The 634-nt window shown below is 62.1% G+C and carries 1 protein-coding gene; it reads left to right on the top strand.

Translation table 11 applies throughout. From position 1 onward, the window contains the following. On the top strand, positions 1 to 634 hold a 634-nt coding region (locus tag QN219_RS33780; RefSeq protein ID WP_283980181.1), incomplete at both ends, for an AMP-binding protein.

Genomic DNA, 634 nt, shown 5'->3' with positions numbered 1-634 from the left:
CCCGACCCCCGCGCCCTCGGCCTCACTTCCCGCCATCTCGCCTACATCATCTACACCTCCGGATCCACCGGCACGCCAAAGGGCGTCATGGTCGAGCATCGGGGAATGATCAATTATCTGTCCTGGGCCTGCGACGTCTACGTGCCCAGCTCCTCTTCCCTGGTCTCCTCATCACTCGCCTTCGATGCAACGGTGAACAGCCTGTTCGCACCTTTGCTTCGTGGGGGCCATGCTCTCCTTGTAAAGGACGGAGATGAGGTCGAAGGCCTCAAAACAAGGATTGGCTCGCCGTGTGGGCTGGTCAATGTCACCCCGAGTCATCTCGATGCGCTCGGCCAGCAGTTGCTGGCAGAGACGACCGACAGCCAGGTCGGCACGTTTGTCATCGGCGGTGAAGCGCTGTCGTCCTCAACGGTGGAATTGTGGCGCCGCCTCCAGCCGACGGCCAGGATGGTGAACGAATATGGCCCGACCGAGACCGTTGTGGGCTGCCTCTTCTATGACATTCCGAGCGAGTTCGCCATCGCGGCAAACGTTCCGATTGGCCGCCCGATTGCGAACACGCGTGTGTATCTTCTCGACCGGCATGGCGCACCGGTGCCGTTCGGGGCGGTCGGCGAGCTCTACATCGGCG

The organism is Sinorhizobium sp. 8-89 (genome assembly GCF_030124325.1).
In the GTDB taxonomy this organism is placed as follows: domain Bacteria; phylum Pseudomonadota; class Alphaproteobacteria; order Rhizobiales; family Rhizobiaceae; genus Sinorhizobium.
The sequence above is the reverse complement of the archived record's forward strand: the minus strand, read 5'-3'. Positions and strand labels throughout refer to the sequence as shown.